At 46.2% G+C, this 24,880-nt stretch carries 13 protein-coding genes and 2 tRNA genes; all 15 read right to left on the bottom strand.

The genetic code is table 11. The features are described 5' to 3' along the window. Nucleotides 1-2: 2 nt before the first annotated feature. Entirely contained in the window at nt 3-4,709 is a 4,707-nt protein-coding gene (locus NYE24_RS26805; RefSeq protein WP_342477087.1) for a beta-ketoacyl synthase N-terminal-like domain-containing protein, read from the bottom strand. After that, nucleotides 4,709-5,977, bottom strand: coding sequence for an ACP S-malonyltransferase (gene fabD / locus NYE24_RS26800; protein WP_342477086.1), 1,269 nt, complete (start codon nt 5,975-5,977; stop codon nt 4,709-4,711). Before fabD ends, NYE24_RS26805 begins: the two co-directional genes overlap by 1 nt. Beyond that, the gene (locus NYE24_RS26795) at nt 5,974-16,230 is read right to left on the bottom strand and encodes an amino acid adenylation domain-containing protein (protein ID WP_342477085.1); all 10,257 of its coding nucleotides are present in this window, start codon (nt 16,228-16,230) and stop codon (nt 5,974-5,976) included. Before NYE24_RS26795 ends, fabD begins: the two co-directional genes overlap by 4 nt. 23 nt (nt 16,231-16,253) lie before the next feature. Beyond that, the gene (locus tag NYE24_RS26790) at nt 16,254-17,396 is read right to left on the bottom strand and encodes an acyl-CoA dehydrogenase family protein (protein ID WP_076159004.1); all 1,143 of its coding nucleotides are present in this window, start codon (nt 17,394-17,396) and stop codon (nt 16,254-16,256) included. Beyond that, nucleotides 17,389-17,661, bottom strand: a complete 273-nt coding sequence (locus tag NYE24_RS26785; protein WP_051493787.1) for a phosphopantetheine-binding protein — start codon at nt 17,659-17,661, stop codon at nt 17,389-17,391. The genes NYE24_RS26790 and NYE24_RS26785 overlap by 8 nt, the downstream gene beginning before the upstream one ends. Next, on the bottom strand, nt 17,658-18,704 hold the full coding sequence (locus tag NYE24_RS26780) for an HAD-IIIC family phosphatase (protein WP_036697195.1): 1,047 nt from the start codon (nt 18,702-18,704) through the stop codon (nt 17,658-17,660). The genes NYE24_RS26785 and NYE24_RS26780 overlap by 4 nt, the downstream gene beginning before the upstream one ends. After that, nucleotides 18,701-19,573 carry a 3-hydroxyacyl-CoA dehydrogenase family protein gene (locus tag NYE24_RS26775; RefSeq protein ID WP_036697198.1) on the bottom strand — a complete coding sequence of 291 codons (873 nt, stop codon included), beginning with the start codon at nt 19,571-19,573 and terminating at the stop codon, nt 18,701-18,703. The genes NYE24_RS26780 and NYE24_RS26775 overlap by 4 nt, the downstream gene beginning before the upstream one ends. A 31-nt stretch (nt 19,574-19,604) precedes the next feature. Beyond that, a complete protein-coding gene (locus NYE24_RS26770) occupies nt 19,605-20,336 on the bottom strand; it encodes an ABC transporter permease (protein WP_036697200.1) in 732 nt (243 codons plus the stop codon). After that, complete coding sequence (locus NYE24_RS26765) at nt 20,333-21,274, bottom strand: ABC transporter ATP-binding protein (protein ID WP_342477084.1); 942 nt, start codon at nt 21,272-21,274, stop codon at nt 20,333-20,335. Before NYE24_RS26765 ends, NYE24_RS26770 begins: the two co-directional genes overlap by 4 nt. Nucleotides 21,275-21,918: 644 nt before the next feature. Then, nucleotides 21,919-22,065, bottom strand: coding sequence for a hypothetical protein (locus tag NYE24_RS26760; protein WP_235218485.1), 147 nt, complete (start codon nt 22,063-22,065; stop codon nt 21,919-21,921). After that, entirely contained in the window at nt 22,066-22,656 is a 591-nt protein-coding gene (locus NYE24_RS26755) for a hypothetical protein (protein ID WP_342477083.1), read from the bottom strand. After that, the gene (locus NYE24_RS26750; RefSeq protein WP_342477082.1) at nt 22,650-23,006 is read right to left on the bottom strand and encodes a hypothetical protein; all 357 of its coding nucleotides are present in this window, start codon (nt 23,004-23,006) and stop codon (nt 22,650-22,652) included. The genes NYE24_RS26755 and NYE24_RS26750 overlap by 7 nt, the downstream gene beginning before the upstream one ends. 379 nt (nt 23,007-23,385) lie before the next feature. Continuing rightward, nucleotides 23,386-23,468, bottom strand: a tRNA-Leu gene (locus tag NYE24_RS26745). 4 nt (nt 23,469-23,472) lie between these two features. Next, nucleotides 23,473-23,547: transfer RNA gene (locus NYE24_RS26740), tRNA-Glu, on the bottom strand. Between the two features lie 141 nt (nt 23,548-23,688). Further along, the gene (gene ald / locus NYE24_RS26735; protein WP_342477081.1) at nt 23,689-24,822 is read right to left on the bottom strand and encodes an alanine dehydrogenase; all 1,134 of its coding nucleotides are present in this window, start codon (nt 24,820-24,822) and stop codon (nt 23,689-23,691) included. Nucleotides 24,823-24,880 lie beyond the last annotated feature (58 nt).

Raw genomic sequence — 24,880 nt, 5'->3', positions numbered from 1 at the left:
TGTTATCCCTCCTTCATTTTTTTATTGGCTAAGCGTGAAGAAGATTCCTCGACCGTCAGTTCTCCCGTTGCTACCAGCTCAAGTATTTCGTCCAAATTTTTATTGAAATCTGTAATCGGAGCTGTAGCTGCAGAAGCAGCTTTACCAAGCTGTTCTCTTACATATCCCGCTTGTTTATGTATGGTCGTATAAGTGAAGAGATCTGCAATTTCCATTATCCCGGGATAGATTTTTTCATATTCCCTGAGCATTTGTGATGTCAGCAGAGAATTGCCTCCTATACTACTGAACTCATCGTCGGCCTCTACTTTGTCTAATTCAAGTGTACGAGCCCATATGCCCGCCACTTCCAAATCGAATTCGTCCGGTTCAGTGATACCCAACAGTGTAATTTGTGTCCTTTTTTGTGGCACTGTATTGTGAAGCATCTTTGGCTTTTGTTGTATATAACCATTCGTTTTGAATGTCCTTCCAGGCATAATAACAGGTGGAAGCTCCTGGCCTCTCCATACAATCCTATCGAATAGCGCCAAAGCCTCATCGGTGTTCAGAGGGGTAAATAGTTCGTCTTCATCTACAGCATTCATCCGCCAGGCTATACCGGTCTCACGCCACGCCGGCCATTGAAGACTTAAAGCAGGTAAACCCATCTGCCGTCTATATGCAGCCAGCGAATCCATAAACATATTAGCTGCTGTATAATCCGACTGGCCGGGATTAAGCAGCAGCGAGGAGATGCTTGAGAACTGTATAAAGATCTCCGGTTGATCCTCCAACGTTACAAGATGCAGATTCAAAGCGCCATTAGCCTTCGGGGCATATACCTCGCGGAAGGTTTCTTCCGTTTTTTGAAATAAGAACCCTGATCCTGCCCGGCCAGCCAGATGAATAACACCCTGAATCGGTCCGTGGTCACTACGAAGCTCCGACATGAGAGCAGCAACTGCTTCAAAGTCTTCGATTCTAACTGAGCGGACCTCCAATACCTCTAACACCCGTTCCAACTCCAGCCATTGCTTCAGTCGCATAACCAGTTCAGCATCCATTGAGCTCTCAACTAAATGCTCCCAGGAATCCCTTGCTGGAATAGTACGATAACCTAATAAAGCCATTCGCTTTACCCCGCGCCGGGCCAAAAGTCCCGCTACCTCCATTCCAAGACTGCCCGTTCCTCCACTAAGAACAAACATTCCTGAATGCACTGGCACTGGAAGTGCAGCTTGCGTTGGCACAGCACAGTCTTCTACGACTGGCTCATAGGCCTGCCCTTTTCTGTAAGCCAAAAATGTCGGTCTGCCAACATCCGCAAATTCATCCAACATAACATCGCTAGAAGTCTCTTCGTCCTGATCGATACAGCGTAAGTTCATTGTCTCAAACTCAAGAGCGCCTACACGCCACAGGCCCCCCAAAGCCGCCTGCCCCGGATGTAGATCTGTTTCGTCATCGCCCACAGACCAGCCCCTATGGGTAAGGGCAATCACACCTGCTTGAGTCTTGAGTCTGGCGGTTGACCATGCCTTTAAGAAAGCGGCCCCCTGATATACAGCCTCATCAACCTCCCCCCAACTCTCAAGCTGGCTGCTGAGAGCTCCTGGAGTGTCCCATACAAAAATCGCCTGAGACAGCCATTCATTAGATAACAACTTTAACGGCTGCTCCCAATCACCGGAATCCGAGGTAATCTCAATTACGCGGTGTCCTCTCTCTTTCAGAGCCTGCAACAACCGCTCGTAGGTTCTGGAGATTCTTCCTGCCAGTACTACCGTTCCAGAAGGTAATTGCTTCGGCATAGGCAAGGGATAAGGACGGTAAACCTCTCTACGTCCATAGTTATTAGCCCCCTTCGTTCCAGAGAACGCTTCAGAAGCAGACTTTATACAATAATTACGGATCTCAACGACCAGACTGCCTTGGGCATCATACAGGTTAATATCGAAACGGTGAACAGGGTCTCCCTTTACTCCATGGGTCTTACGTAAATGCGTGAAAAAACGGGCCGGAAGACGTCGGTGTACAACTAACTTGCCGTAGGACAATGGTAGATAGAGTTCTCCTTCTCCCATCATATTGTTAGCCGCATTCACTGCGTTATCCATTAAAGCGGGATGCAGAGTATAGGCGGCTTCATCCCCCATATATTCAGCAGGCAAAGAAAGTTCGATTAAAAATTCCTCCGCAGAATCATCAATCATACCGCTCACAAAAGAATGAACCCAACGCCCCCCAAGCTCTAATCCTCTAGCCAAGTCTTCACTTGAGTCCATCGCAACGGACCGGTTCATTCGTGCCCTTATCGCTTCTAAATCAACCTTAGAATGAATGTCCGGCTGTATAATGTCTTCGTTATACCAGAACCCTTCAGCATGCTGTACCCATTCACCATCAGACGAAAGACTGGCAAACCGGAGGTGCGTACGACCACCGTCATCCTCTGCAAGAAGATGCAGCTCTTTAGAGGATTCGTGATCCACCATGAACGGCTGTTCAAAGCGGATATCCTTAAAATACAAAGACATGTCTTGCCCGTTATGTCTCCCCGCATAATCCATCATCATTTCAACAAGAGCCGTTCCGGGTAGTAGATATGTACCTTGGATTTTATGTTCAGCCAGCTCCCAATGAGTCTCAGGCCCGAGAATGCTTTTGATTAATGTGTGTCCAATGGTATGCACCAATGACGTACCTAATAAAGGATGGAGCGGGTTCAAGCTGGTATCAGTTCCATCCTGAGAAGGTTCCGGCCAGCAACGTATATGTTGAAACGGATAGGTTGGCAGCGGGATGCGCCGGGCTTCCAAATCGATAGTAAGCTGGCTCCAAGGAAGCTCTCCCCCTGCGATATAGAGCTGTGCCCATTTGAGCAGAACTTCTTTTGTCGGCCTGTGTTGACTACCCTCAATCATAGTCATCGCCTCATGGCTCATACGCTCCTGTTCCATCTCCGTTATATCTGTAGAACGGCGCCGATTCATTCCATCTGCAATGAGGCGGTACTCCCCATAGAACAAGCATGTGTCAGACAACATCTCCGGTCCGTTGTTCGCATACCGTTCCAGCAATGAACATAATTGGTCACGGGTCTCGAAAACAACCGCCAACCGCAGATTATGATGCAGACGTCCCCGCGAAGCAGTCATAACTACATCAGCCAAGTCTACAGTAGACTCCGCTATACGGTTACTGTAAGCTGCGGCTAATTGTTTTAACGCCATCTCATTTTTGGCACTCAAAGGTAGCAGGAGCGGGCCTGGTTCCGTAGAACGTGAGCGCTGCTGTAGAACCGGAGCAGACTCCATTATCAAATGGCAATTGGTTCCACTAAGCCCAAAGCTGTTGATTCCTGCGCGTACAGCCTTATCTTGATCCCCTGGCCAGGATACAGTCTGATTATTTACATATACAGGAGACTGCACAAAAGGAATACTACGGTTGGGTATAGCAAAGTTTAAGCTGGCAGGAAGCACTCTTTGCTGCATGGCCAACACTATCTTCGCTACTCCCCCAAGACCTGCAGCATTGTCTAAATGTCCTATGTTTGTTTTCAAAGAACCGATCGCACAGAATTGCTTCTTGTTCGTAAAATGCTTGAAAGCACGCTGAATGCCGCTGACCTCAATGGGATCTCCGAGGCGGGTGGCCGTCCCATGAGCCTCAATGTAGCTGATGCTCTCAGCGGAGACACCCGCATCTCTCAAGGCCCGAACAATTAACATTTCCTGAGCCTCAGAGTTAGGAGCGGTAATTCCATTAGAAGCACCATCTTGATTAGCGGCTCCTCCCAGAATTACAGCTCGGATAGTGTCTCCGTCTCTTACCGCTGCTTCCAGTGACTTCAATACAAAAGCAAAGGAACCCTCAGCTGCCGTAGTACCTGCACAAGCATTATCAAAGGTGCGGGTATGTCCATCCTGAGCAAATGTATCTTGAATATCTTTTATGCCTACTCTGCTCTCCTTACTTTCTAACAAAGGAACAAGGTCACATTTGACAGCACCGGCAATAGCCATGTAGCATTCCCTTGATTGAATGGAGCGGCAAGCTAAGTACATGGCCATTAACCCCGAGGAACAGGCCGTATCGACCAATAAAGCAGGGCCTCTAAGATCTAAATGGTATGCCAACCTGCTTGCTATAATCGATTTAATATTCCCGGCTACCGCAACTTCAGACGCATCCGGGTCTAGTGACGTCAACATATGCCGGTAAGCTTCACCAAAGTCTGATGAGAATCCTACATAGATTCCAGTATCCGATCCCTGTATTTCCTTTCCCCCGTACCCTGAATCCTCTAATGCTTTCCATGCCGTTTCCAGGAAAATTTTCTGGTTAGGATCCATATACTTTGCCTCTTGCTGGGATATACCAAAAAAAAGAGGGTCAAAACCGGTTAAATCTGTTAAAAAAGTTCCCTTAACATATGCGTTTTCAGGAAGAGGGGACTCCAGGCCTCTTGTTTTTGTATAGTTATCCAAGTCTCGGCGTCTTTGTTCCGAGAGAGATTTAAGCCCCTCCCGCTCATTCACTAATAGTTCCCAAAATAACTCCAGATTTTCCGCTTCACCCACTTTACCGTCCATACCGATAATGGCAATTGCCCGGGAAAGGGGGCGCAAATTCTCGGAATGTATCACAAGCTCAGTGTCAGACGAGCTATCCGATATATCATTAAGATCAATATCATCAAGACTGAAAATCGGTGTTACCATCAACAGCCCTCCTTAGCCGTTGTCAAGTACTCTGGAAAATCCCGGTCAGTTTCCGATGCCTTTAATAACAAACTAAATCTTGTAAACTGTTCCTCTGGAGGAATGCCCTTAGTCATAAAAATTTGACGCAATAGAGCTAATGCTTCCTGCATTTCTTCGTGGTTTGGAGTACGCCCTTCTTTTGCAGCCTTGTCGTACAGGTTTTGGATATTTTTGTAAGGCTCCACAACACCTTTATGATAAGCCGCCTCATCCCAATTTGTATTACGTGTGCTTACCGCTGCACCCAGGCAAAGTCCCACCAGGTTTGGCAGTCGCTCTTTATTCTGAAGAATTGCCGCAAGCTGTGTTCTACTAGCTTCATTGTCTGCTTCATCATCGTAGGCATAGAATTTACTATCAGGAAATGTTTGTAATCCAATTTTTTTGAGAACATCCTTTGGTCCCATCTCCAGCCACAGCGCTATGCGCTCTTCGGATAATCGGTCAAGCACCGTGGTCCAGCGTACTGGTCCAGTCAATTGAGCTGCAAGAATAGACTTAATATCATCATCTTTCGTATACAGCCGGCCCTCAAGTCCATTCATAACAGGAATTGACATATCCCCAAACTTCATAGGCTCCATAGCAGCAACCATTCTCTCAACCGCACTTGACATAAAGGTACTATGGAATGCGCCGCTTACATTCAGCGGATGTACCTTCCCTCCTATGGCAACCAGACGTTCTCCTGCGGATTGTAGCCCTTCAGCACTTCCCGACAATACTGTCTGCAACGGGGTATTGTAGTTAGCGATCTGGACACTATATCCTTCAGCTTGTAATTTTGCCACTATCACTTCAACTTGGGACGCTTCAACATTAGTTACTGCTGACATTCCTGTCTTAATGCCTGTAGAGCATGCAGCCATAGCCTCTCCCCGAATTCGCGCCAGCCTGACAGCATCTTCAAAATCCAACACACCAGATGCCGTCAGCGCAGACAACTCACCGAGACTGTGACCAGCCAAAAAAGAAGGCTGAAACCCTTCCTTTTGAGCCACTTCAAACATAGCCACACTAAGAACAAGAATCGCAGGTTGAGTGTTTTCAGTCTGTGTTAATGTAGCGGAAGGTCCGTTGAAACACAACTCAGACAGATCAAAGCCCAATATTTCCGAGGCTTTCGAGAATCGTTGGTGCACCGATTCATGGCGCACGAATAATGTTTTACCCATACCCACATATTGAGATGCTTGCCCAGGAAACATTGCAACTATTTGGCTCATGAAGTATCTCCTTTTGATTTAGTTTTGCTAATCACTATATTCAGCATCTTTATTAATCGGTTCAGGTGGTTCCGTATAATTGCCGCCTTTAGGCGTCCATTATAATAAATAGCGAGCTTGATTTCTTCGTCCGCTCCTTCAAGTGCAAGCACGAAATCCAGGTCATTCAGCACACGATGCCAATCAAGTCCATGGTCTGTGATGAATCCCACTCGCACCCCGTTCTCTGCAGTGATTAATGGGCTTATCGTCTGTAAGAGTCGATAATCACTAAATGACTGAACAGCAGAAGACCATTCACTGAGCATCTGTCCAATATCCGAGCGTCTTCCAAAATCAAAATCAATGAAACCTGCTCTTTCCGAATCTGCTATTAACCAGATAGGTATTGTTTCTTGCCCTAATTCCTTGTGCAGGTATACAGCAAATAGAGACATTATGATTTCTGAGATGCTGACCTTATTATTCTCTGTCCCCATTTCTCTTAAAGTCCGAACCATTCCCGGGGTCAGAGTCGCTGCAAAACGCCCTTCATTCCCGGAAGAATGGTTGAACCAAGAATCTGCAAGGGTTAGTACACCTTCTTGTCCTGTAGACGCACTAGAAATGGAACTATGAATATAATGTCTCAACCGTGCAATCGTAGGATTCGCAAACAAGTCCGCTACCGAGACAACACCCGGGAAGATCTTTTCTAACTCAGCCTGCACCAGCACAAGGCTAAATGAGTTTCCACCCACATCAAAGAAGTTATCGTGGATCCCAATATCGCGCTCACCCACGAATGTTCTCCATATATTCAGCAGAGTAGTGTCCAATTGATATAGAGGTTCTTCGATGTTTTCATTACGAACAGTAACAATAACGGGTGCTGCAGGCAGAGCCTTCCGGTCTATCTTTCCATTCGGAGTCTGCGGAATGACAGACAGCTCTGATAACCTTGCAGGCACCATATATTCAGGGAGACGGTCTGCAATCCATTCCATAAGCCCATCCTTGACTATCTCCATTCCGGGTTTCGTTTGAAAGTACGCGGCTAATACACTGTTACCTGGGCCCAGCTCCTGTACCGCCACAACAGCATTGGCGATAGCAGGATGTTGTTTAATAACCTCCTCTACTTCACCAAGTTCGATACGATAACCGCGAATCTTGACTTGATCGTCATTGCGACCGACAAATTCTAGTTCTGACCCCTTCCATATTGCTCGATCTCCCGTGTGATACATTCTTCCTTCATAAAAGGGATTCTCGGTGAAACGTTCTGCAGTTAGCTTAGGATTATTGATATATCCTCTAGCCACTCCTGTTCCTGCAATCCAGAGGTCACCCTCTACTCCTTCAGGAACCAATTGTCTATAGGCATCCAGCAAATAGATTTGTGTATTTTGTATAGGAACACCTATGTTAATCTCTTGAGCAGAGGTCAGCTCTTTGCATGTGGACCATATGCATGTCTCTGTTGGTCCGTAAACATTGAATATCCTCAACGATTCGAACTGCTGGAGCATTGGCAGCACCTTCTTCGGAAAGGCTTCACCTCCAACGATGAGGGTCTGAATGGAACCCATAACCTCTTTCATCACTTGCGGGTCCGTCAGAATTAACTGCAACCGTGTAGGCGTCATTTGTAAAATGTCCACCTGTCCCTCACGTACAAGTCGTGCTATAGACTGGGGATCAGCTGTCTCACGTTCATCCGCCAGAACCACGCATCCCCCTTGAGACAGACAGAGGAATGTTTCTAGCAGAAATATGTCAAAACTAATGGTAGTCAAACAAGCTGTCCGGCTTCCCCGCGTCCAATTCAATGCCTTAGCCATACCACAGAGGAAGTTAGCCAAAGAACCATGTTCGATCTGCACGCCCTTTGGTCTGCCTGTTGAACCGGATGTGAATATTAAGTAAGCCAAATCTTCAGTGCTGCTCTGATTCTCAAAGGTACATTCCGTCTTATATTCCATTACATCAGCCGGATCTAAGGTAGGTATAGAGAAATGGGAGCGGCCTTCATAGGAAGCTTCGCATATTACCAGGCTCGTTCTGCTGTTATCTAACATGTAATGCAAGCTTTCATCTGGATATGACAAGTCCAATGGCAGCCATGCCGCCCCCACCTTAAGAATTGCAAGCATCGCTGCCAGCATTTCTGGTGTTCGAGGCAACAATATGCCCACTATATCTTCTTTGCCTATACCAATATCCGCCATTCTTGCAGCCAAAGCTCCTGCGCGGACATCAAGCTCCGAATATGTCCATTCTCTCTGCCGAAACCAGACTGCAGGCTTATCACTCTGTTCCTTAACTACTTCAGCCATGATCCTGTCAGTCATTGCTCCTGTCTGCTTGACCTCGGGCCCCATTCCTTTGCTTGTTAGTTCTTCCTCTTCATCTTCTCCTAGAAGTCGTATTTCATCTAATGACTGGGAAGGATTAAGAATCATTTCGTGTAAATAGCTCTTAAATTGTATGATCCATTCGTCAATTCTCGATTGACTAAATAAAGGAACAGCATAATTAATACTGGAGAAGAGTTGACCGTCCCGCTCGATCATCTCTAGCGTCAGATCAAAAGTAGCATGTTCCGTTGGAACTTCTTCCGGCACGCCTTGAATTCCACCAAGTTCCACAATTCTCTGCTGGCCATTCTCATAAATAAACATGACATCAAATAGTGGATTTCGCCCCAAATCCCGCGGTACATTTAAATCTTCCAATAACCTATCTAATGGATATTCCGGATTTCCATAAGCCTCCAGGCATCTTTCCTTAACGGACGCCAGAAACTCTTCAAATGATAGCGTTGGCTCCGGCTGTAGCCGTAATACCAGCGTCTGCGCAAACATACCGACTATGCCATCAAGATCATTGTTGTTTCTCCGGTTCCATGGAATGCCGATACAGAAGTCCGACTGAACTGCAATCCGTCCTAAAAATGCTGCCCAAGCTGCCAAAAATAACATGAAAGGAGTGGTTTGATACTTCCGAGCCAGTACCTTCACATTAGATAGCATTTCAGACTCTATAGTGAAAAATCTGCTTGCTCCCTTGAATGTATTAATTGCCGGTCTTAATTCATCATTCGGCAAGTTAAGCCCAGCAGGCAGGGGACTCAGTTGTTTTAGCCACCAGTCCCTTTGCCGGGAAGCCTCAGGACTTGCTAGAAATACTTTCTCTGCTTGTACATAATCCTGATAAGTGAAAAAAGATTGTTGTGGAATAGCACCTCTGGAAACTTGCTCCAAATCTTGCAGAATGATATCTATAGAAGCGCCATCCACAATTAGATGATGAAAGCAAAATACGAGCTTATAACAGCCATCATGATCTACCAATAGTCCCCACCGCCATAGAGGAGCTTGAGTAAGATCAAATGGGCGCTTCCATAGTACTTCAAACCGCTCCAAGCTGTCGCCATTCCGTAAATCGGCATGTATACATTCAGGTTCTATGGTTTCGGCAATAACATGGATTACCTCTGAATTCTTGACATGGAATGAACTTCGCAACATCAAATGATTGTCGGATAGGGATTTAAAAGCTTTCTTTAATTCAGGAATATTAGGAATTCCATCCATGGCGAGCAAGCCGCGTACTTGATAGGCTTCGTTGCCGCCTTTGAACCTAGACATGATGTAAACCCTGCGCTCCTCAGAAGACAATCCAAACTGAATCGGGCTGGATTTAGACATCTCATTCGGATCAATGGGGTCTTTGGGATCTTCTACCGCTCTGAAACAAAAGCCTCCGGCTCTCAGTGTCTCCACACTGTACCGCAATGCCTCCAGAATCTTACTTGAATCCTCATTGGTATGAGCTGCTGAGAAAAAGCAGGTATGCCTCTCCCACACATACACACCTGCTTCCATCATCAGACGGAAGAACAGATTAATCTCTAATGACAATACACTCATATCTGTAGAGACCCCTGTAACAAACCGGTACATCGAACCAAACTGTAAGGTTGTAAGGGGCACACCCGCTTCAGCAAAATAAGCATTAGAACGCTCAACAAAGCAGCGGGTGCGTTCATTAATCTCGTCAATCAGAGCTGTTCCATTGTCTCTCAAGCGCTCCAACACTACTTTGGAAGCAGCCATTGTCAGAGGATGCTTACAGAAGGTGCCTGCGAAGAAGGTTGTCTCAGCTGACGGTCCTGACTCATCGCCATACGACCAGTTACCGCCATCCACTGCATCCAGATACAGTGCTTTGCCTGCCACTATACCAATCGGCATGCCGCCGCCAATCAGCTTGCCATAAGTAACGATATCCGCCTGAACCCCGAAATACGCCTGTGCTCCGCCCGTATGAATACGGAAGCCTGTCACCATCTCATCAAAAATCAAAGCGATGCCATACTCTGAACAAATAGCCCTTAGATGATGTAAATATTCCCTTGGTTGAAGCCCTGGATTCCGGCTTTGGACAGGCTCTACCAATACGGCTGCCAACTCCGACCCATGTTTGCGGATAGCCGCAAGGGATTCCTCGCTACCATATCGCAGTACTACCGTATCCTCCACCATAGACTGCGGTATGCCTGAGGTCATAGGCTGGCTATAACCGCCATCAGCTTCTGCCAAAACACCATCAAAGCTTCCATGGAAAGAGTTGGTAAATTTAGCTATCATGCTTCTTCCACTGACCGATCGCGCCAATCGCAAAGCGACCATAACGGCTTCAGTACCTGTATTACAGTAAGCCACACGTTCCACATCAGTAAGCTCACGGATCAGCATGGTTACCTCCCCAACCAATTGCGATTGAGGTCCAAGCTCGAAGCCCTTATCCAGCTGATTACGAATTGCCTCAATAATAAACTCAGGCTTATGTCCAAAAAATGATACTCCATAGCCCATTGCAGTATCCAGATATTCATTTCCATCTACATCCCAGAACTTGGAGCCTTGGGACTCTGCCGAAACCAATGGATAGACTAATTCTTTAATGCTGCGGCTAAAGTTAAGACTTACGATCCAATCAGCCAGCGTTTCTCTATACTCAGAGGCATATGCTTTAGATTTCCGGGTGCGCGAGTTCCATCGAATGATGAATTTGTTCAAGAATTCTTGCTGACGCGGTGTTAGTGAATCCTCCGTGAGCTTGATGCCCCTGGAGCTAGTGATACTAACAGGCGGCGAGCTTGAAGCATTTTTTTTCTTATCTGGTACAACAACACCATTCAACAGGCGCAACTGTTCTTCCATAATGGTTAGCTGACGGTTAATAATCTGTTGCACATCATCAGAATTACTATTACTTTCTACTTTCACCGGAACCTGATAAGCAGGTACTGGTACCGTGTGATTTTTTAAGATATAGTTCGCCAGTAGTTCAACAGTATGTAATTCTGCAAAGAAGGTTTTTATAGGAATATCCACTCCGAAACTTTTTCTGATATTCTTCCCTAGCTGCACTAACATCAGAGAGTCCAACCCTAGAGTAAACAGGTTGAGGGAACCAGAGATCTCAGCGGCAGCAGCACCAGTCACCTGTGAAATCATTTCTTTAAGCTGCTTCTGAATTCCACTGGTGTCTACATCCCAAGCAGGCGTTGCCTCAAGAGTCGCTGCAACCTCACTTCTGATCGATTCAGATTGCAATATATTTCCGGGCAAAGCAGCAATTCTGTTATCGGAATACCACACTCTCTGACGCTCGTAGGGGGTATGCGGTAAATTGCCAATGCGAGCAGCATGTCCACCATAGAGAGCCTTCCAATTAATAGGGTACCCTAGCTGCCACAATTGCCCCATACACTCATGCATCTGTTTCCATGCTAATCGATTTTTACGCAAACTTGGCAGTACTAGAATATCCGGATTACTAATATTCTGAGCAACCAACCCACTTAGGGTAGCGGTTGATCCGATTTCTAAGAACAAACTCCCCCCTGCCGCTACCGCAGTGGTTATCGCTTCTGAGAAGAGCACAGGCTCTACTAGATGGTCTCCCCAGTAAGCCGCATTCATAATTGTATCTTCTGAAACGAAGGTACCGGTACAGGCGGATATCAAGCGCCGGGATGGAGCATGAAACTTCAGATTTGCCAGCATCATCTCCATCTTCCTTGCGTCGTCACGCATAAGTACGGAATGAAATGGATGTGATACCTCTAGCTCTTCAATGAAAATCCGTTTCTTTTTAGCACGCTGTATCAGATTATCCATACTGGCTGTTCCACCAGATACGGTGATATTCTCAGGGGCATTTACAGCGGCTATTGATACATCATCATAACCGGCTATAAGCTCCCTTACCTTGACTTCATCGGCAAGTACACCGATCATCCGGCCTTGGACCGGAGTTCCATCCATAATCTTAGCGCGGGTAGCCACCATATACACAGCATCCTCTAGACTCATCACGCCTGCTATGCAGGCCGCAGCATATTCCCCAATGCTGTGCCCAATTAGTAGATCTGGAATAATGGAAAGAGATTCCCAATAATGCACCAACGCTATTTCTATCGAGAAAATTAGGGGTTGGGCATACAAAGGGCGCTGCAATGCATCATTTGAGTGACCATACACTAAATCGACAAGGGACACATTGATCTGAGACTGGAATGCTGCATCCAATTCATCAAGCTTGTCCTTGAATACGGGAGCCTGCTGGTACAATTCACAAGCCATGTCATGATATTGTGAACCTTGACCTGTAAATAGGAACACTATCATTCCCGGTTGTTCAGTTGCTTTCACTCCCACAGGCATCTGTAGTTCCGCCAAGGCTTCCAGGCGTGCGGCAAGCGTATCCATGTTATCGACACTGAGGGCAAGCCGGTGGGTTAGAGTTGCTCTGCCTATACTCACCGTACGACAAAGCTCTGTAATCCCCACACTAGGTTTGCGGCACCACTCAGCCAGAGCTCTCACATACTCACGCAGGGCCGGCTCAGTCCTGGCCGAAACCGTAAATAGATTTGATGGCTCCGAGAGCCCTACATCTGAACTTGTTAACTCACTTGGTACGTTCTCCACCACAATATGTGCATTAGTACCATTGATCCCCAATGAACTGATGCCCGCCCGTCTCAATCCGTCCCGGGCTTCCCACTCCTGTACCTCATTCACAATGGTAAAAGGTATCTCGTTCCATTTAATCAACGGGTTCCCTTTATTAAAGTGCAAGTTAGCCGGAATCTGCTTATAATGCATGGATAATAAAATTTTGCAAAGCCCGGCTAATCCTGAGGCCGTCTCCAAGTGACCTATATTAGATTTAACGCTTCCTATATAAAGAGGACGCTCCCTCCCACCGAATACATCTACCAGCGCATTCATCTCTTGGGGATCTCCTAGCTTGGTGGCCGAACCGTGTGCTTCCAAATAATCAATATCATCCGGCTTGAGTTCAGCATCAGCTAAGGCCTGACGAATAACCTGTTGTTGTGCCAGCCCGCTGGGTACCGTAAAGCCTCCACTCTGACCGTTATGGTTGACTGCAGCGCCTTTAATAACTCCCCAAATATGATCTCCATCTTTACAGGCATCCTCCAGACGTTTGAGAACAAGCACGACTCCGCCCTCACTCCGGATATAGCCATCCGCCGATTCATCAAAACTACGGCATCTGCCCGAAGGCGATAAGGCTTCCATTCTAGAGAAGCTGGCATGCCCTTCAGCTCGCAAAATCAGGTTGACGCCTGCGACCAATGCGGCGTCACAAGTATTAGCCCTAAGCTGTAACATGGCCTGTTGCACTGCTACAAGTGAAGAAGAACAAGCAGTGTCAATGGCCATACAAGGCCCTTGAAGACCAAAGACGTAAGAGAGACGGCCGGCTGCACTACTGAGCATTGCTCCCGTAAAAGTGTATGGTCCAGGTGCATGCCCCAGATCCCGGCCAACCTGTAAATAATCGCTGCCGGCAATACCAACGAAAACGCCGGTATTGCTGCCCTTAAGAGACTTGGGATTCCACCCGGCCTCCTCCAGCGCCTCCCAAGTCAGTTCCAGAAGAAGCCGGTGCTGAGGGTCAAGTGCCTCAGCTTCTAACGGAGAAATCCCGAAGAAGAGCGGATCGAATGCATCAATATTATCAAGAAAGCCACCCATGCGCGTAGTTAGATCCGCTTGGGCCTGTGGATCTTTCTCCCAACGCCATTCCGGGATTTCTTGTACAGGGTCTATTCCTTCGCTTAGCAGACTCCAAAAACGCTCCGGTGAATCCACTCCCCCAGGAAAACGACATCCTATACCTACTACTGCAATGTTCCCGCCTTCAGCGGATGCAGGACGTTCAGTTTCGCCGGATTCCTTAAGATCCTCCTGTTGCGATAATAGCTTTGTCAAAGCACTAATGCTTGGATAGTCCAGAACTGCTGTACTCGATATAGCAACACCCAAACGCTTCTCCAAGTTTTCTTGAAGTATCATTAGCTTGACCGAACTCAGTCCAAGATCTACCAAACCAGCATGCATATCTATACCGCTGCGTCCCAATAGATTCTCTACTTCTTCTCTTACCACCGTTAACATTTCTTCTTTATGTAAGGGCGAGGGGGCTTGTGAAATATCAGCTGAAGCTCTTTTTGGATGTACCCAATTTGAATTATCCATGTTCCCAGCGAATTTCCCATCAAGAAAGTCTCGGATTAACTTATGACGCTGTACTTTTCCGCTCGTTGTTTTCGGGATTTTTTTGACGGGCAATACGTAGTCTACTTTCAGCCCTAACCCATCCAATACTTGCTTGCGAACAAATTCTATAATAGGCAGAAACTCTTCGCTGCTCTTTTTAAAATATACAAATATCACTAAATCCTCTGTGCCTGATTCAGGATTAGGTACACCGCAAACAATATATTGATTTAGCTTATCTTCTCCCATACCGCGCAGTATGGCCTGTTCGATATCATGAGGGAAGTAATTTATTCCGCCGATAATAAGCATTTCCTTCAATCGGCCCACCATAATCAAACGTCCATTGTGCAGGAATCCTAAATCCTGTGTGTCAAGCCACCCCTCTTCGCTGAGAACTGCACGGGTAGCTTCAGCGTTCTTGTAGTATCCTGAAGTAACGCACAATCCTCTAACTTCGATATGTCCTACAGTGTCTTCCCCCAATGTCCTTCGCATATCATCAGTAATTCGGATCTCGCTGTGCTCACAAGGCAAGCCGCAATCTACAAATTGCAATGCTTCTTGTGCCGTATGCTCAACAAATCGGACAGGCTGGCCCGATGCCAATTGCGTCCGGTCAACCGTATACGTTAATATCCCTTCTTCCGGCGGAACAACCGTTACAATGAGCGTAGATTCAGCTAATCCGTAGCCGGGCTTAATCGACACAGGGGGCAAGCCCCAGTCCCCTAGCTCTTTTGTGAATTCTTCACATAACGAAGTCGATATAAGTTCAGCCGCATTAAAGATAATTTTTACGCAGCTCAAGTCCCATTGCTCCGCTTGTGCAGTATCTCGCTTGAACCGTTTAAGGAAATGTCTGAAGCCAAAGTTGGGAGATCCCAGGATTGTAGCTCTATATTTGTTGACTGCAGAGAACCAGCACATCGGATTCCAAACAAAGGTATTCGTGGGTATACGGTATTGCTGCAAGCCAGCAACAATCGGAGTCAGATGGAAACAGATCATTCCGAAATCATGTGAAATGGGCTTCCAGCTCAAAAAGGAATCCGTATCCTGCACGTTGTTACTTGAAATAATGTCATAAATGTTGTGCATGAGGTTCTCATGCGTAAGTAACACACCCTTGGGATCTCCGGTAGATCCTGAAGAAAACTGAATAAAGGCGATGTCTTTGCAATGAATTACGGGGAAATAAGGTTCCCGTCCAGCGCACTCAATCTGCTCCGGGTAAAAAAGATGAGAGGACATCCCTTCATAAACTGACAACAGATTTTCCTCATCAGAGAAGGATTTCAGCTTATTAAACAGAGTATCATTGTCGGTGGTAATCCATGGCTGCTCCAAGATGCCCCACACTGTAAATAGCTTAAGCATCTCATCCTTATTCTCAGGAAAAGCAAGAGGTACCGGCACAATCCCCCCTAAAAGACAGGCCCAAAATGCTGCCACAAAAGCGCGTGGTGATTTGTACAATAACAACATCTCATCGCCAATGTTCACTCCAACTGACTGATAAGCTGACAGGAAATTACCTGCCTCATTTAAAAGCTCTGAATAGGAGAAAAAATCGTCATCTAATGCGTTGTTAAGAAAGTGTATCCCAACATCATCTCGAGCATGATCTCGAAGTGCCTCGACCAAGTTATTATATGTACACATTTTGACCTCCTTATGAGAGAAAGCTAGCGTCTGCGATATTTCCTCATCCCATAGTTAGCAATCATCAATTGCTGAATCTGTGATGTTCCTTCAATAATTTCAAGAATCTTAGATTCACGGAATAATCGTTCTACCGGATATTCGTTCCAGCATCCATTGCCGCCGAATACCTGCACTGCGTCAGACGTTACTTGGCGGGCCATAATCGATGTGAAATACTTGGCGATATTGGTTTCCATAACAGCACTATGATCTCCGGCAATGGATAGCTCTCCAGCTCTAATGCATAGCGCTCTTGCAGCATGGACCTGTGTAACCGCATCACCAATAAGACCTTGGACCAATTGGAACTTGCCAATTTTCTGTCCAAACTGTTCCCGGGTCCTTGCGTAACTCACCATTTCCTCCAACGCTGCCTGACCGATGGCCACACCGGCCCAAGCTATGCTGTAACGGCCATAGAACAGGGCTGTATTAACAACAAAGCTAAGCCCTTCGCCTACATTGCACAAAACATTCTCTGCCGGCACCTCTACGTCTGTAAATGAGATTTCGGCAACATGGGCTGCTCTGCTCCCTAACAAGCCACTCATCGGTTTGACTTCGACACCCGGCATTGTGCGCTCCACTATAAAGGCGGTGATTATTCGTGTATCAGCTTCAGCAGCAATGACCAAGATAATATCCGCTATGCCGCCAAACGTAATCCATTTTTTTTTGCCGTTGAGAATAAACATATTTTCTTTCTTTGTATACTGGGTTTTGACAGAAGAAGCGTCTGAGCCCGCACCAGATTCGGATAATGCAAAACAGCCTAATTTTGTTCCTTTAGCAATCTCTGGCAAGTAACGCTCACGCTGTGCGGAACTTCCCAGTTTAACCAGCGTCTCACCAACAAGTGAAGTATGTACTGTCAATAACGCACGTGTAGAACAACAGGCTTTGCCTATAATTTCAGTTAAAGATCCATAGAATAGAGGGTCTAGGCCTAATCCGCCATATTTTTCAGGAATAGCAGCCCCTAATAGCCCTCGAGAAGCCAGTCCATCAATAATCTCCCGAGGCAGATATTCTTGGCGGTCGAACTCTCCTGCTCTAGGTCTGATTACTTTCTCAGCATACTCTGTAGCTTTTGAAAGAATCGATTGTTGAAATTCCTTATGCATACGAGCCTCCTTTAACTTTTTCTATTAAGCACAACATTTGATCTACCGAACTAAAGTTAGAGAGCAGGATATCTTCATCCTTAACTTCTATAGCAAAATCCTGTTCGATAAAATTCAACAACTGCATAGCAAACAAAGAGCTGACGAAGCCTTTTTCAAAGATGTTGTCAGAGTCGTGAACCTCATTATCATCAAACATTTCGTTCATATTGTTTTCAATAAAAGTTCGAATGCGCAAACGTGCTTTTTCCGCAGTTTCCATCATGCTATTCCTCCTTTACTAAGAGAATCCACTTGAATATATGGCGGGTATTCTTGAATCTTCGTAAGATCGTTCTCAAAGATTATGATATCTTCAACACATTCACGTTCCACGAAGTTAGCAAACTGATAGGTCAATAACATCTGGCGGTTACGTTCTGTCCGCCGAAAAACAGCTCTTAATCCTTTAGCTTGCGCTTTGGCTTCTTTCATCAAGAAAGACAGCAGGACGGTTCCTACTCCCCTGGAAATTACCCGGCAGGACATCAGCAACAGATGAATAACCCAAGCCTCTTCTTGTACCTCTACCAGCACCAACCCAATCTTACCGTAAGAGCCGTATTTATCCGTCAGCTCACAAATCCACAAATGATGATGCGGGGAATTTAACAATTCCTTAAGTTCATCAGAACTGTACTGAACTCCCGTTGAGTTAAGCTGATTTGTGCGAACCGTCAATTCCTCTGCACGCTGCAGATCCGATTCGTTAGCTTTAGATATGGTGAATACCATGTTCAGGCTTTTCAAGAAATCAATGGGCGTACCTTGGTATACTAGCTCGTCCCCTTTGCGCTGTTGCTCCTCTATATACATTAGCCTGCGCCTGCAGCTATCCTCAGTGATTACTTTTGGCATTAGAGTTGCCATTCCCAGCAGCTTATTATAGTTAGAAGCATCCACAATACTAACTTCCGGATGTGCCGCGCTTACCTCATCCCGCTCAAAGATCTGGTCATCTATAAAAAGAATGGTGTCCATACCGATATTCAGGCTTTTTTGGATATTAGCTACAGAAATAGATTTGGGCCCCCATCCAATCTGCGGATAGAGAAAGTAATGGGCAAGTCCAACTTGTTCTAAGTACTCCATCGTTTCCTTATAGTTGTTTTTACTGGCGATAGATAAAAGAATACCCCTTGAGTCTAAAATTTGTAAAATCTCCGAAATACCCGGTTTCAAGTAAAGCTGATCTCCCTCAAGCAGTACCCCCTCCCATAGAGTATTGTCGAGGTCCCAGATTACACATTTTATGTCCTTCAAATTCATATTCCTCTCTCATTATATGTATAAAAGCCCCGACCACTTTTACGGCCCTTCAGCCCGGCGTCAACCATCTTTTTCAGAAGCGGACAACACCGAAACTTAGGGTCCTGATAATTTTGGTAGAGTACATCAAGAGAACGCACAACGGTATCCAGCCCGATTAGATCCGCAGTTTCCAGCGGGCCCATCTTATGGCCGTATCCCTGTTTGAATAATGTGTCAATCTGTTCCGGCTCAGCCACCTGCTCTTGAACCAAGAAGGCTGCCTCGTTCATGAACAAGTGTGATAGTCGGTTTGATACGAAGCCCGGAGAATCCTGAACTAGAACCGATGTCTTACCAAGGCTTCTAAGAAAAGCTTCGGAAGCTTCAATCGTCTCATCAGAAGTATGAAACCCCCGGATCGTCTCAACAATGCCTTTCAACGGCACGGGATTCATAAAATGCATTCCAATAACTCGCTCAGGCTGGGGAACAAGACCTGCCAGCTGGGTAATTGTAATACAACTGGTATTTACAGCAAACCTTACATTTGATGAGCATACTTCACACAGCTCTCTGAAGACTGCACTTTTCACCTCTACATCCTCAGTGGTGTTCTCAATAATCCAGGATGCCTGCTCAAAGCCTTCATAGCTGTCACTAAACGTAATTCTGGAGAGAATGTCCGATATATTCCAATTCTGAAGATCCTGAGAAATCATCTTATACTTTCTGATATTCTGGCGAATGATATGAGGCGCCTTTGCCAGAGCCTCAGGATCAACATCTTTTACAATGACTTTATATCCATGGAATGCTGCCGTCGCCGCGACATCTCCCCCCATTACTCCTGCTCCTACCACCGCGACCACTCCGATAATAGAAATCATCCCTTTCCGTTGGCATAGTTGGATAAGAATATTATTTCTTGTTCAGAATATAAATTGCGCCTCCATAACCGAGAACACACCAAATGGACAAATTAACATAGTGCCACCAGTCCACTGCGAAAGTAGAAGCAGCCATAGCAGAACGCATCACTTCCGCCATTGAATATATAGGCAAGACATGATGGGTGAGCTGAAGCCATTCCGGCAGTCTATCAATCGGAAAGTTAATTGGTGAGAACATGAGCGTTGCAAATGCCAATACTTGAGAAAGCGCCATAGCAGCATTACCTGGCAACGCATAAGAAAAACCGGAACCAATTCCAATACAGGTTAGTGCAGTAAGCAGAAATGCCGGAACAATGGTCCACGAAAAATCAAATCCAGGTTGAAAGGTGAGCTGTGAAATAATGGTTGCAATCGATATTCCGGGTACCGTTATCATCAGCCATACCAATGTATCCGAAACAATAACAGATGCGCGATTTACTGGCCATGTGCGAATAAATTCAATATATCCTTCGACCTTTGAAGTAGCCAACTGTTGCGGTAAAATAACCAACCCCGTCATTGTCAGAATGATCGTTGGAGCACCTGTTGCCAGAAACAGCATCGAATTTGAATCAGGATTTTCAAACAGATAAGTAAAACCAATAACAATCCCTACTGAAACCATGATTTGAATAATGGCAAAGAACACGAGGAATCCCTTGGTTCTATTAAATTGCATAGCAAATACATAATTAACTTGCTTTATAAAGTTCATAGCGCCGAACCCTCCTTTCCTCCTGTCAATTTAACATACACATCTTCAAGTGAGGTTGGGGACAATGAATAATCCAGGAACTTCCCTTCGTCTATTTGAGACTTCGCCCATTCAATTACCTCGACTACAGTATTTGGATTTATGTATATTGCAATACGCCCATTATCTTGATTGGATGAAAGAGCCCAGCCCGGGAGATCCACTTTGTCTATTCCTGCGGATAAACTCGCTTCAATACGTAAATGACTGCTTATTGAACCCTTCACCTCTGACGGAGTACCTTGCGTAATGATCTTTCCTTTATGTAAAATGGCTACTCTATCTACTGCCTTCTCTGCTTCAAGAACGTTATGTGTTACTAGAATTACCGACACGCCTTCTTTGGTTAGGTTACGGATTTCATTCCAGAGGTATCGCCTACGGACAGGGTCCACATCATTGGTAGGTTCATCCAGTATGATAATTTTCCCGGCCTGCACCACAGACATGCAAAAAGCGGTTAATCGGCGCACGCCTCCGGATAGCTTGGTCCCTTCCGTCTTAGACCATTGGCTGATATCCAGTGCTTCAAATAGCCTCTCTGCCTGTTTTATGACTTCAGATTGTTTCCCTCCTCGCATTTCCCCCATAATAGTAACCGCTTTCAAAGGAGTCAGCTCTCCTAGCGGCACCTGAGACTGCGGCTGGATTGAACATAATTTCCGAGCACGGGCAGGGTCGTTAATTACCGATTTCCCTAAAACATAAATCTCGCCTCGAGTCGGCTTAGTTAAACCTATAATCTGGCTTACCAGAGTCGTTTTCCCTGCTCCATTGTGACCTAAAAGGCCTAAAATCTCACCCTCTTTGACACTTAGATTCAGGTCATCGTTAGCAAAGATCTCAGATCCACCTGAACCTTTGTAAATCTTAGTAACACCTTGAACATTAATAACCATAATTACCTCCACACCATTATTATTAATTTGTCAAAGATACAAATATGTAATCATTAATATATAAACCCATAATTAAACAAAGAAAAAACATATATACACTTACATAATTACACTTTTGGTTATATTGTGCAATACCTAACATGAAAATGTTGTAATTTTTTTAATATAAATGTCTAAAAAGGTACTTTTCATTCAAACAAAGTTAAAATCTCCATTTCCCTCGACCACTCTTAAAAACGAGTAAAATACTATATTCGTCAACACAGTTATAACAGAATCATGAGCAACAGTTTTTTTGAACTAGAGTAAAGGGCTGGCTTTAAACCAACCCCTCCTCATCAAACCGTACGTCATCCATCTCCTCCGTTGGCTCTTCTTCGCTTGCGAATATCTACCTGAACTACTTTGACCGGTAGTTTAGTTGCCATCTGCAGCACTCGGTCCCGTAAGGTCGGGATGCCTAGCGGTCTGGGCTTCCCATCTTTCTTGGGAATGTAGTGCCGCCGTACGGGCTGCGGATGGTACTTGCCTTCCTTTAGTTCTCGCTCGCATTCCTTGAGGAATCTTGTTTCTCCTTGTTCTTTAACATCTGCGCGCGTTACGGTATCCACTCCCGCAGCTCCCTTATTCGCTTTCACCCGTGTTCAGGCTTCGCATAGTACATCCCACCGGTAGACTTTGTCGTACAAGGCTTGGAATTTACGCTTATTATTCTCCTTGACCGCATGACCTAACTTTCCTTGGAGTTCTTGAACTTTTTCCTTAGGTTTCGTTAGCCGCTTGGCATTCACTCATTCGTACCTCCTTGAGAAACGTAAACAAAGCAGGGCTCCTCCCCTCCCTAAGATTATGTTACCCTTAGGTTCTTGGAGTAAACGAAAGTTAATAATAACAAGAAAAAGACGACATCCATTCGGAAGAAACGAATGGATGTCGTCTTTTTGAGATATGATTGTGACTTTACCAGGAAAGGTTAGTTTTTCAGTGGCCTCGCTGTTACCGTATTGTTTAAAACGGAACATGCCGTAGAACCCTACAATCTCAACGGCATCCAGCGTCACATCGGTACTTAAAATGGCTAGCCATTCCCGTTTTTCATTCCGGTTGCGGACAAAAACAAGCTTTATGGGTAGTCCACAAGCTGTTTGTACGATGACGGAGCCTTTAATGTCTTTTGCCCTCGAGGCAGGAAGGCTTTGAAATACCTCACGCAGTGTCAGTCGCTTGCCTTGCCCGAGATAACGCCGCTTCATCTCTTTCACCATACCAATAACAGGAAGCCCCTGGGCCGCAAGCTCACGAAGAAGTGGAGCTTGTGTAAACCAGCTATCCATAAGGACGTAGTCGGCGGTAAATCCTGTATGCAGTGCCTGTTTTAGCATAGCAAGGGCCGCATCTGGTTTCCGAAAAAAGCCTCCAGCCGGCGTTTGTACCCATGACTGCGCTTGGAGAGAGCCCTAGACATTTCGCATACCCGGTTGGTGATTTTAGCGGAAGACAGCATGACAAAATTAAGTGGAGCAAAGCTAAATCCCTCCGACCAATTCAGGGTTAGTATGGTGTAGCCCTTAGTGAATTTGCCCATAGAATGGTCAAAAACGCGTACTAAAAACTCTGCTTTTTTGCTACGGTTTCGGCTCAAAACGGAATCGCCGATAATGAACACGCTTACGAGCTGAGAAGAGGTAAGCGATTCGAAATGACATACAATACGAAGACTTAAAGCCTGCAAAAAGCGTCGCCAAGCAAACGAAGCTTGATTTAAAAAACGGTAAACAACATCTTTACCAGGAAGATCTGCTGCACGGTCGCTTTCCAGAAGCTGAAACCAGTTCTTTCCTTCGAAAACTAACGAGAATACGATTTGAAAAATGGCTAAACTGGAAAGATCTAAAGATTTGAAATACCACTTGCCTTAAGGTTTTTCCAAGGTGAAGAGTGGCAAAAAGTTTGGAAAAGCGAGGTGTGTTTTGTAAATACAAGTAAACCTACAGAATTCTCCTTACGCGCTCAAGGGTTTAAGCCATTTTTCTAGGTGCGAAAGTTGAGTTAATAATAATAAAAAAACAGAAACCCTTGATCATTCAAGAGTTCCTGCTCATTTCCTAGTATGCGGTAGAGAGGACTCGAACCTCCACGGGTATACACCCACTACCCCCTCAAGATAGCGTGTCTGCCATTCCACCACTACCGCATATTGGTGACTCGTATGGGATTCGAACCCATGTTACCTCCGTGAAAGGGAGGTGTCTTAACCCCTTGACCAACGAGCCAAATTTATGTTTTTTCTTTGTGACAACAAAAATGAGTATATCAAACCTTAATCCATTTGACAAGCCTTTTTTTGAAGGTCAACTTTCCTGGAAAATACGGGGAGAACTACAGTGTGCAGCCCTGCTTCTCCCCTCTTAAGATCAGTTCTCCCCGCCCGCAGCCAGCACCTGGATTCCATCCGCGTATTCATACCCCAGACTCCCGGCCACTGCAGCATTGGTTACCTGTCCAGCTACCACATTCAGGCCGCTCACAAGCGCAGCGTTCTTCACCGCAGCCGCATGAATGCCCAGATTGGCAATCTGTAGCGCGTAGGGGATCGTCACATTGGTCAGCGCCAGTGTCGAAGTCCGGGCGACCGCTCCAGGCATGTTGGCTACGGCGTAGTGGACTACGCCATGCTTCACATACGTCGGGTTCTCATGCGTGGTGATCCGGTCAATGGTCTCAATCGACCCGCCCTGGTCAATTGCAACATCCACGATGACAGAGCCCTCTTCCATCTGCTTCACCATATACTCCTTAACCAGCTTCGGCGCACGGGCACCGGGAATCAGCACTGCCCCGATCAGCAGATCCGCCCGGCGCACAGCCTGCTCCAGATAATAGGAATCCGACATCACGGTCACCAGCCGTCCGCCAAAAATATCATCCAACGCACGCAGACGGCCCGCATTCAGATCCAGTACGGTGACGCGTGCCCCCATGCCCAGTGCTATCTTCGCCGCATTTGTGCCGACAATTCCGCCGCCGACAATGACCACCTCTCCCGGTTGTACGCCAGGTACCCCGCCCAGCAGAACGCCTTTGCCGCCATGCGGCTTCTCCAGCAGCCCGGCACCAATCTGCACCGCCATGCGTCCGGCGACCTCACTCATCGGAATCAGCAGCGGCAGCGAGCCGTCTTCAAGTTGAATCGTCTCATAGCCCACGGCGGTCACACTGCTCTCCACCAGCGCTTTGGTCAGCTCCGCTTCAGGTGCCAGATGCAGATAGGTGAATAGAATCAAGCCTTTGCGGAAATAACCGTACTCCTCCGGCAGCGGCTCCTTCACCTTGATAATCATCTCTGCCTTGCTCCAGACCTCAGCAGCCGTATCCAGAATCACTGCACCTTTATCTGAGTACTCCTTGTCACCCATGCCGCTGCCTGCTCCGGCTGAAGCTTGGATGTAGACTTCATGACCTGCCTTCCGGAGTGCTTCCACCCCGGCCGGGGTGATGGCGACGCGGTTCTCGTTATTCTTGATTTCTGCGGGTACGCCAATAATCATGCCGATTCCCCCTAAAAGTTGTGTAAGCATAGCCTTCCTTGATATCTCACCGGCACAA

It is taken from the genome of Paenibacillus sp. FSL H7-0350 (assembly GCF_038593195.1).
Taxonomy (GTDB): Bacteria; Bacillota; Bacilli; order Paenibacillales; family Paenibacillaceae; genus Paenibacillus_AQ.
Note: the sequence above shows the minus strand (reverse complement) of the source record. Positions and strands in the feature narration are given on the sequence as shown.

Excerpts from the sequence above, each read along its gene's own strand:
- NYE24_RS26780 (WP_036697195.1), bottom strand. The coding sequence starts at position 18,704 with ATGAATTTGAAGGACATAAAATGTGTAATCTGGGACCTCGACAATACT.
- NYE24_RS26790 (WP_076159004.1), bottom strand. The coding sequence starts at position 17,396 with ATGCATAAGGAATTTCAACAATCGATTCTTTCAAAAGCTACAGAGTAT.
- NYE24_RS26770 (WP_036697200.1), bottom strand. The coding sequence starts at position 20,336 with ATGAACTTTATAAAGCAAGTTAATTATGTATTTGCTATGCAATTTAAT.
- NYE24_RS26805 (WP_342477087.1), bottom strand. The coding sequence starts at position 4,709 with ATGGTAACACCGATTTTCAGTCTTGATGATATTGATCTTAATGATATA.
- NYE24_RS26765 (WP_342477084.1), bottom strand. The coding sequence starts at position 21,274 with ATGGTTATTAATGTTCAAGGTGTTACTAAGATTTACAAAGGTTCAGGT.
- NYE24_RS26775 (WP_036697198.1), bottom strand. The coding sequence starts at position 19,573 with ATGATTTCTATTATCGGAGTGGTCGCGGTGGTAGGAGCAGGAGTAATG.
- NYE24_RS26755 (WP_342477083.1), bottom strand. The coding sequence starts at position 22,656 with ATGCTAAAACAGGCACTGCATACAGGATTTACCGCCGACTACGTCCTT.
- ald (WP_342477081.1), bottom strand. The coding sequence starts at position 24,822 with ATGATTATTGGCGTACCCGCAGAAATCAAGAATAACGAGAACCGCGTC.
- fabD (WP_342477086.1), bottom strand. The coding sequence starts at position 5,977 with ATGAGCCAAATAGTTGCAATGTTTCCTGGGCAAGCATCTCAATATGTG.
- NYE24_RS26795 (WP_342477085.1), bottom strand. The coding sequence starts at position 16,230 with ATGTGTACATATAATAACTTGGTCGAGGCACTTCGAGATCATGCTCGA.
- NYE24_RS26785 (WP_051493787.1), bottom strand. The coding sequence starts at position 17,661 with ATGATGGAAACTGCGGAAAAAGCACGTTTGCGCATTCGAACTTTTATT.